Genomic DNA, 8,050 nt, shown 5'->3' on the forward strand with positions numbered 1-8,050 from the left:
TCTTTAATAGAAAATCAGATGAGGATGCGGTAAACAGTATTATCTCAACATTATCCCGTCACCTCTATCCTGTATACAAAAACTATTTCAAATTTATCTATTTATTGTTGATAATTGGGAATTGTGCTGTATCAGATACTACAAACTTTCGCATAAACAAGTAAGCGATCGCAGCATCAGCTAGTGCATCCGAAAAGAGCAACTTATCTATTTAATTGTTGTTTGACAAAAACCAAAAAAATGTGTTTTTGTATACAGTATGTCAACTAATTAGAGTATACGGTATACGGCAAGCCAGAGCGCTGCTTAACTTGGACGCAAGATCCGCAGAGATTAGCGATCGTGTTTGGCGGGCTAAATAGGTTTTTTCTTTGGTTGGTTGTCCAAATAGCAAGCTTTTCTCCATGAAAAATACGTGGTTAGTACGATCGCTATCCCTAGTGCTGATTGCAAGTCCAGTCATCCTGAGTAGCTGCCAATCTCAGCAGCCGAATGCCGCAACCACCCCTGCATCCGGGGGAACAACAGCAACAACGGCCGCTGACACCGCACAGAAACGCAGTATCAAAGTCAATCCATCTTGGCTGCTGCAAGGCGACAATGCACCGCTAACAATTGCCATTGAAAAAGGCTATTTCCCAGCCGAAGGATTGGATGTCAAAATCGAGCGGGGCTACGGTTCATCTGACACAATTACCAAAGTTGCAGCAGGCCAATTCGAGCTCGGATTTGGCGATATTTACTCGATGATGGAGTTCAACGCCAAGAATCCAAACGATCCAGTAGTAGCAGTTGCAATACCTTACAACCAATCGGCTTTTGCAATTGTTGCCCTCAAGTCGAGCAACATTGCAGATCCTAAAGGATTAGCCGGCAAAAAGCTAGGAGCTCCCGCAGGAGATGCACCCCGCAAATTGTGGCCGGTATTTGCCCAAAAAACGGGCGTGCAGGCAGACTCGGTAGAGTGGATTACAATGGAGCCCAAGCTGCGCGAAACATTATTAATTAAAGGCGATGTGGACGCGGTGAGCGGCTTTGCAACAACGATAATCCCTGCATTAGAAAAAGCAGGCAAAAAGCCGGAAGATATGAATGTCTTTTACTACACCGAGAACGGTTTAAATTTGTACGGAAATGCGATCGTTGTTAAAAAAGCCTTTTTAGAAAAAAATCCAGAAGTAGTAAAAGGCTTTTTGAGAGCGTATTTTAAAGGACTTCAAGATACATTAAAAGATCCGGCAGCAGGATTGGAATCGGTGGTGAAAGCTGGAGATAGCTTGATGGACAAAAATGCGGAAAAGCGCCGCCTGCAAATTGCTTTAGAAAGGCTGTACGTCACTCCCGAAGTTGAAAAAGTTGGCTTGGGAGGAGTCGATCCAACTCGTCTGGAAGCCACAGCCAAACAAGTAGCAGAAGTCTTGCAAATAGCAGCTCCGCCAGTTAATCAGATATTTGATGAGAGCTATTTGCCTCCAAAAGAGGAGCGGGCTTTACCTGCTGCTGCCGATCGCAAACCCTTGACTTAAAAGTCGATCGAATATATTGCCGTTGTCCGAGATCGCTCGGCGGTTGAAACCGCTACTACACAAACAAAGTCCGCCTGCGCGGACTAAGAAATCGAGGGGTATTCTACTCGTTACCAGGCAGAGCCTGGTAACGCAGATCCGGAGGCTCTGCCTCTAATTTCGCTATTTACGGTGTGAGGATCATGTCTAAATTTTTGTTTTTCCAAATCCTGCTGACAGCAACGCCAGCCTTTTTTTGTATTAATTTTCTGCATTGTCCTGCCAGCTTTGCTGCGGAAATTGCCGCTGCTGAAACCGAGGAAGCAAAAGCCCTGACAGCAGAGTTACCGCTAGCAGAATTGGTTGCATCGCCAGTGGCGATCGCACCAAGTCAAACACAGATAAACCCTGCGGTAACGCCAGAAATAGCCGCCCAGATAGAACTAAACGATCGACAACAACAGGAGAATAATTTACTCACTCCAGACAGCGATAAAGTCACATCAGTTTCTCAGCTAAACGATGTTACACCTGCCAACATAGTAACTGAAGAATCCGGCGAAGCACAAATTGCGATCGCACCAATTCCCACCCAGATAAATCCAGCGGTCACACCAGAAAATTCCGCCGATATCGCACCCAAAAATCAACCAGAAACAGAGCCGGAAAAAGTTTCAGCATTTTCTCAAGAAAACGAGGTAAAACCTACAGAAACAGCAGCCCAAGAATCCGGCGGAGCGAACGTATTGGCAGAGTCAATGCAAACGCAGGAAAATCTGGCGCCGGCAAGTATTGACGATATCCAACAGATAGATAGCCTAGAAATAAACGACGCTTCCGAAATAGAGCAAGTCACCTCAGTTTCCCAACTCAGCGATGTCAAACCCACAGATTGGGCATTTCAAGCACTGCAATCATTAGTTGAACGCTACGGCTGCATCGCAGGATATCCCGACGGCACCTATCGCGGAAATCGAGCTATGACTCGCTACGAATTCGCCGCCGGCTTGAACGCTTGCCTCGATAAAATTTCCGAGTTGATAACAGGCGGAACCTCGAATTTTGTCAAAAAAGAAGATTTAGAAAAATTTCAGAAACTGCAAGAAGAATTTGCGGCAGAACTAGCAACGCTGCGCGGTAGAGTCGATGTATTAGAAGCTCGCACGGCGGAGCTAGAATCTAATCAATTCTCGACCACAACGAAACTCAATGCTACGGTTTGGTTCAACCTCACATCAGCATTTCCCACAGGCGACATCACTGCCGAACGCAGCCGCACTGCCCCGAACAGCGCCTTTGCTCCCCCAACTCGGGATGCAAACAATCGACCGACTCGCGTCGATCGCGATCGACCTGAAACTACTTTTAGCTACTACGCTTTCTTGACGCTAAATACCTCGTTTACGGGCAAAGATTCCCTGGTGACTCAGTTAGTTTTCGGCAACGGCAACTCGCCTGCGAACGAACTGGTATCGGCGGGTTTTTACAACTCTTGGGGAACGCCGTTTTTAGATCAAACTGGCGTGCCTGCGGCTAATAATGTGGGAATTCGCGAGATGTCCTACACGTTTCCGATAGGAGATAAAGTTCAAGTTTCGATCGGGCCGCGGTTGAATTATTATCGATACTTTGACGGCAACCGCTTCACGTTTTTTCTCAGAGGAGCAACGAGTTTTAACTCGAACGGAAGTACATTGTTGAATGCAGTAGATCGCGGATCGGGTGCTGCTGTCATTTGGCAAATTGCCAAACCAGTCAGGTTTACGGCTGCTTATATGGCTGAAAATACCGAATTTTTGAATCCTGCTGTATTTAATACCGCTAGCAATCCCAGCGATGGTTTGTTCAACAGTTCAAACACGATTACAGCGCAATTAGAATACTCTCCCAGCAACTCTTTCAATCTCAGGCTGATTTACGCGCGATCGAGCCTCAAACCTTATAATGGATTCATCGGCGGAGCAGTGGGCGAGCCGCTGCCTTACGGCTATGCAGATGACGGTTTTGGGGGAAGAGTTAGAGACTCCGGTGCAGATGCTTTTGTTGTCAATTTTGATTGGTTGCTGACCCGAAATTTTGGTTTATTCGGGCGGTATTCCTACGGGCAACTTGAGGTAAATCCGGTAAATCGCGATCGCTCTGGCGGAGATATTAAAGTACAGTCTTTTCAAGTCGGGATGGGATTTCCCGATTTGGGAAAAAAGGGCGCGCTGGGTGTACTTTCATTTGTGATTCCCCACAATTATATATCGGGTCGCAGATTTTTGCTCTCGGGCGGGGGTAATGGAGGTACTCAGTACGAGGTAGAGGGTTCGTACTATTACCCGATTACTAATAATATTGCGATCGTCCCGGCATTTTACGCTATTTTCAATGCCAACAATTTTGATGGCAACCCCACTGTATTTGTCGGAAATCTTCGCACTCAGTTTAGCTTTTAAGTAGGCACACGGCAATGCCGTGTGCCTATAGTTGCAGGTGCGGGTAGGGACACGGCACTGCCGTGTGCCTACAGGTGTCGCGTACAATCTATAGTCCCTACAAAGGTCACCTGCAATCTATACCTATCTGCTACAGAAGCGTCAATGTGCTGTATCATTGATAATGAGTCAGCCAAAACAAACTCTCATTTAACATAAAAGTTTTAGATAGGAGGCTGAATCAACCCTTTTTAACAATAGTAAACTAACTTTATTTTAAACTGAAGGAAAACTGATTTTGGGCCTTTCATTTCGCGCGATTCGCCGCACTCAATCCCTCCACGAACAAACTTACCAAGCTCTCCGAACTGCTATCCTGTCGGGGGAATTAGCAGGTGGAGAACGCCTGATCGAAACACAACTGGCCCAAATGCTAAACGTCAGCAGAACTCCGGTGAGAGAAGCTTTGTGCCAACTGCAACGAGAGAATTTAGTGACGGCCGATCCGAATAATGGATTGCGCGTCGCTACGCTTTCGATCGCCGATGCTGCGGATCTTTACGATTGCCGCATCGCTTTGGAACAGTTATCAGTGGCCGGGGCGAGTCAAAATGCGACACCAACTCAATTGAAACAACTCGAATCGATCGTCCAGCAGGCAGAAAGTACAACACCCTTGCGATCGGGCGAACTCACCAACTATCAATTGCTGTACGCAGACTGCCAATTTCACCGCTTGCTAGCGCAAAGTTCCGGCAATCTTTGGTTGGTAACTCTGTTGGATCAGGTGTTTGACAAAATGATATTAGTGCGGCTCCGCACAATGGAATACAATCCGGGAGTATTGGAAATCCGCAGCGAACACCGCCGCATTTATCAAGCTGTGAGCGAACAGAATGCTGCCGCCGCAGGGCAAGCAATTAAAGAACATTTAATCGCCAGCAAAGCGCGGGTAATTAAAGAAATTCAGGAGATAGAACAGCAGCACGGAAAAATAGATAAGTTAAAATAAAGGCGATCTTACCATTAAAAAGAATCTCTCCCGATCGCCAGAGCGACAATCTCAATTCGCGACAATCTCAATTAACGATCGCGAGCGGGACGCTCGCACTGTAATATGTCAGCAAATTATCCGCGAGAATTAATCGGTTACGGGCAAAATCCGCCCCACCCCAAATGGCCCGATCGAGCGCGCATAGCCGTGCAATTTGTCATCAATTACGAAGAAGGCGGAGAAACCTGCATCCTGCACGGAGATGCGTCTTCGGAAACGTTTCTGTCAGAAATTGTCGGGGCCGTCCCCCTATCGGGACTGCGCCACATGAATATGGAATCCTGTTACGAATACGGCAGTCGGGCCGGTTTGTGGCGGCTGCACCGGATGTTTGTTTCGAGGGGAATTCCGGTAACAGTATACGGAGTAGCGATGGCATTAGAAAGGCATCCCGAAGCAGTAGCAGCGATGTTAGAGGCCGATTGGGAAATTGCCAGTCACGGCTACCGCTGGATCGATTATAAGTATTTTGGAGAAGAAGCGGAACGGGAACACTTGCACAGGGCGATCGCCCTCCATACGCAAGTTACGGGCAGCCGTCCCCTCGGCTGGTATACCGGGCGCACGAGCCCCCATACTCGCAAGCTAGTAGCCGAGGAAGGCGGTTTTCTCTACGATGCCGACAGCTACGCGGATGACCTGCCTTACTGGGTGTACGAGTGCGCCAGACCCCACCTAGTCATTCCCTACACCCTCGACAACAACGATATGCGGTTTGCCACGAGTCAGGGGTTTAATTCCGGCGATCAGTTTTTTGCTTACCTGCGGGATGCTTTCGACTTACTCTACGCCGAGGGCGAGACAGCACCCAAGATGATGAGTGTGGGACTGCACTGCCGTTTGGCGGGCAGGCCGGGGCGCGCTGCTGCCCTGGCGCGTTTTTTGGATTACGTGCAGCAGCACGAAAAGGTGTGGGTATGCCGCCGCATTGATATTGCCCGACACTGGCACGAATATCACAAGCCGATAGTCTCCAAGGAGGACTGAAGTCCTCACTACAAACCTGAAATCCGTAGGGAAACGGCAGTGCCGTTTCTGAAATCCCTAGGGACACGGCAGTGCCGTGTCCCTACGAACCCGCTTTATAAGCGGCCCACCCACCTCGATCGGAAATATCCAGCCACTGGTACTTCTCCACTAACTCCCGCGGGTACAAGAAAGCCGTTAACACTTCCCCGTCCTCCAAAACCACATCCGACGGATACATATACGGCGGTTCTCCGGCTGCAAGCTGTTCAAATTGCTCTGGAGTCAGTTCGTACACTTCGCCCGGAATTGATACGCCGGAGGCGGTCACTTCGTAAATTGCAGGATGCCAGCCATTTTCTGCCGAGTGCAAGCGGTAAATCGGACGAGTTTTCGCTTCTCGGATAAACTTGGCTTCTCCAAGGTTGCTGTTGTCCGGCTGACCCCGAAGGGCAGAACCGCAAATGAACACTCGTTTGGCTGCAATTGCTGTTTGAGTCATATCCACCCGATAAAAAATTGTGCTTTTTTGTACAGTTAAATGGCCGCGATCGCCTTTATTCTGCTTACTGTGTTTTGCATACAGCAGTTTAAGTGCCAAAGCCATCGATTTTTGTAAACAAGGCTACATTGTTTCGCCTATTTAAATGCTATTGCATACAGTATACAACAATTAGTTATATCAATCAATAGCAGAACTTTAGATGACAGTTACATTTACACTTTCAGTCAACGGGTCGCGCCTCAACCGCAGCATCGCCCAACTCGCTCAAATCGGCAAACTACCGGGAGGAGGCGTCAGTCGGGTAGCATTTACCAAAGCAGATTTGCTTGCCCGCCAACTCGTTGAATCTTGGATGGTAGAAGCAGGGATGACAGTTCGCATTGACGCGGCGGGGAATATTATCGGTCGATATCCCGGAAAGCGCGAAGGTGCAGCGCTAGCCACAGGTTCTCACATCGACACCGTGACTGTGGGCGGCCATTACGACGGAGTTTTGGGAGTTTTGGCAGGCATTGAAGTGGTGCGGGTACTGCACGAAAATAACGTGCGCTTGGAACATCCCATTGAGACGATCGTATTTACTGACGAAGAATGCACCGTTATCGGCTGCAAAGCGATGGCCGGAAATACAATCAGCGATGCGGCATATTACCGACGCAGCGACGGTACTTCCATTGAAACTTGCTTGGAAAAAATTGGCGGAGATTGGTCAAAAATTGGGGATGCCAAACGCCATCCCCAAGAAATAGCAGCTTTTGTAGAACTGCACGTCGAACAAGGAGGCGTTTTGGAAAGTACCGGCGACGAAATAGGAGTAGTCAAAGGCATTGTCGGACAGTACCGCTATGCAGTGACGGTAACGGGCCGCCCGAATCATGCCGGATCTACGCCCATGCACGCCCGAAAAGATGCGCTCGTAGCTGCTGCCCAAATGGTACTGGCAGTCAACAAGTTGGGAGTAGAAACACCCGGAGAACAGGTAGCAACGGTGGGTTACTTAAATGTGTCGCCGAATGCTACAAATATTGTTCCGGGAAAGGTGGATTTTAAAATCGACTTGCGCGATATATCTCAAACTCATTTGGAAGAGTTGTTAGTTAAAATGAAACAGGAGTTTGGGGCGATCGCACTTGCCACCCAAACCGAAGTTGAAATGACCGAAATGCTGCACGTATTGCCGACGCTAGCAGCACCAAAAATTCAAAATGCAATTGCAGAAGTTTGCCGGGAATTAAGCTTGAGTTACACGCATTTAATCAGCCGCGCCGGACACGACGCTCAAGAAATCGGACGGTTTACCGATATGGGGATGATTTTCGTTGCTTCTCGCGGCGGCATCAGCCATGCAGAAGATGAATATACTTCCCCCGAACAGTGTACTCAGGGAGCAAATGCGCTGTTGCAAACGTTCTTGAAGCTCGATCGGCTTTACGACTAGGGCAGCAGAATAAGCGATGCTTTCAGCAATTCAAAACGTCCTAAAAACATAGGTTAGTTGACAAAATTCAGATGACAGATAATAACTGTAGTTTAGACTAAATAAAGATGAGAAAGGTGGCTTCAGAAGAACTAGAGCCACCGCGCTGGGAGAGAATAAGGG

6 protein-coding genes are annotated in these 8,050 nt (G+C 48.2%); 5 read left to right on the forward strand and 1 reads right to left on the reverse strand.

Going from position 1 to position 8,050, the window contains the following annotated elements:
• Positions 1–404 precede the first annotated feature (404 nt).
• From QUA13_RS19680 to puuE, 4 genes are all read left to right on the forward strand, one after another.
• On the forward strand, positions 405–1,526 hold the full coding sequence (locus tag QUA13_RS19680; RefSeq protein WP_333201152.1) for an ABC transporter substrate-binding protein: 1,122 nt from the start codon (positions 405–407) through the stop codon (positions 1,524–1,526).
• A 182-nt stretch (positions 1,527–1,708) separates the two neighbouring features.
• Positions 1,709–3,946: an iron uptake porin gene (locus QUA13_RS19685; RefSeq protein WP_333201154.1), complete on the forward strand. Its 2,238-nt coding sequence runs from the start codon at positions 1,709–1,711 to the stop codon at positions 3,944–3,946.
• 277 nt (positions 3,947–4,223) lie between these two features.
• Positions 4,224–4,937: a GntR family transcriptional regulator gene (locus tag QUA13_RS19690; RefSeq protein ID WP_333201157.1), complete on the forward strand. Its 714-nt coding sequence runs from the start codon at positions 4,224–4,226 to the stop codon at positions 4,935–4,937.
• A 105-nt stretch (positions 4,938–5,042) separates the two neighbouring features.
• On the forward strand, positions 5,043–5,966 hold the full coding sequence (gene puuE, locus QUA13_RS19695) for an allantoinase PuuE (RefSeq protein ID WP_333201159.1): 924 nt from the start codon (positions 5,043–5,045) through the stop codon (positions 5,964–5,966).
• A gap of 82 nt (positions 5,967–6,048) precedes the next feature.
• Here puuE and QUA13_RS19700 read toward each other — a convergent pair whose 3' ends face one another.
• Entirely contained in the window at positions 6,049–6,552 is a 504-nt protein-coding gene (locus QUA13_RS19700) for an allophanate hydrolase-related protein (protein ID WP_333201162.1), read from the reverse strand.
• Between the two features lie 97 nt (positions 6,553–6,649).
• Between QUA13_RS19700 and QUA13_RS19705 the strand changes: the two genes are divergently transcribed.
• On the forward strand, positions 6,650–7,888 hold the full coding sequence (locus QUA13_RS19705; RefSeq protein ID WP_333201165.1) for a Zn-dependent hydrolase: 1,239 nt from the start codon (positions 6,650–6,652) through the stop codon (positions 7,886–7,888).
• Positions 7,889–8,050 lie beyond the last annotated feature (162 nt).

The organism is Microcoleus sp. S28C3, assembly GCF_036700785.1.
Classification (GTDB): Bacteria; Cyanobacteriota; Cyanobacteriia; order Cyanobacteriales; family Microcoleaceae; genus Microcoleus; species Microcoleus asticus.

Bases quoted from the DNA above. Each gene is read 5' to 3' on its own strand.
- QUA13_RS19680 (WP_333201152.1), top strand. From the start codon at position 405: ATGAAAAATACGTGGTTAGTACGATCGCTATCCCTAGTGCTGATTGCA.
- QUA13_RS19685 (WP_333201154.1), top strand. From the start codon at position 1,709: ATGTCTAAATTTTTGTTTTTCCAAATCCTGCTGACAGCAACGCCAGCC.
- puuE (WP_333201159.1), top strand. From the start codon at position 5,043: ATGTCAGCAAATTATCCGCGAGAATTAATCGGTTACGGGCAAAATCCG.
- QUA13_RS19700 (WP_333201162.1), bottom strand. From the start codon at position 6,552: ATGGCTTTGGCACTTAAACTGCTGTATGCAAAACACAGTAAGCAGAAT.
- QUA13_RS19705 (WP_333201165.1), top strand. From the start codon at position 6,650: ATGACAGTTACATTTACACTTTCAGTCAACGGGTCGCGCCTCAACCGC.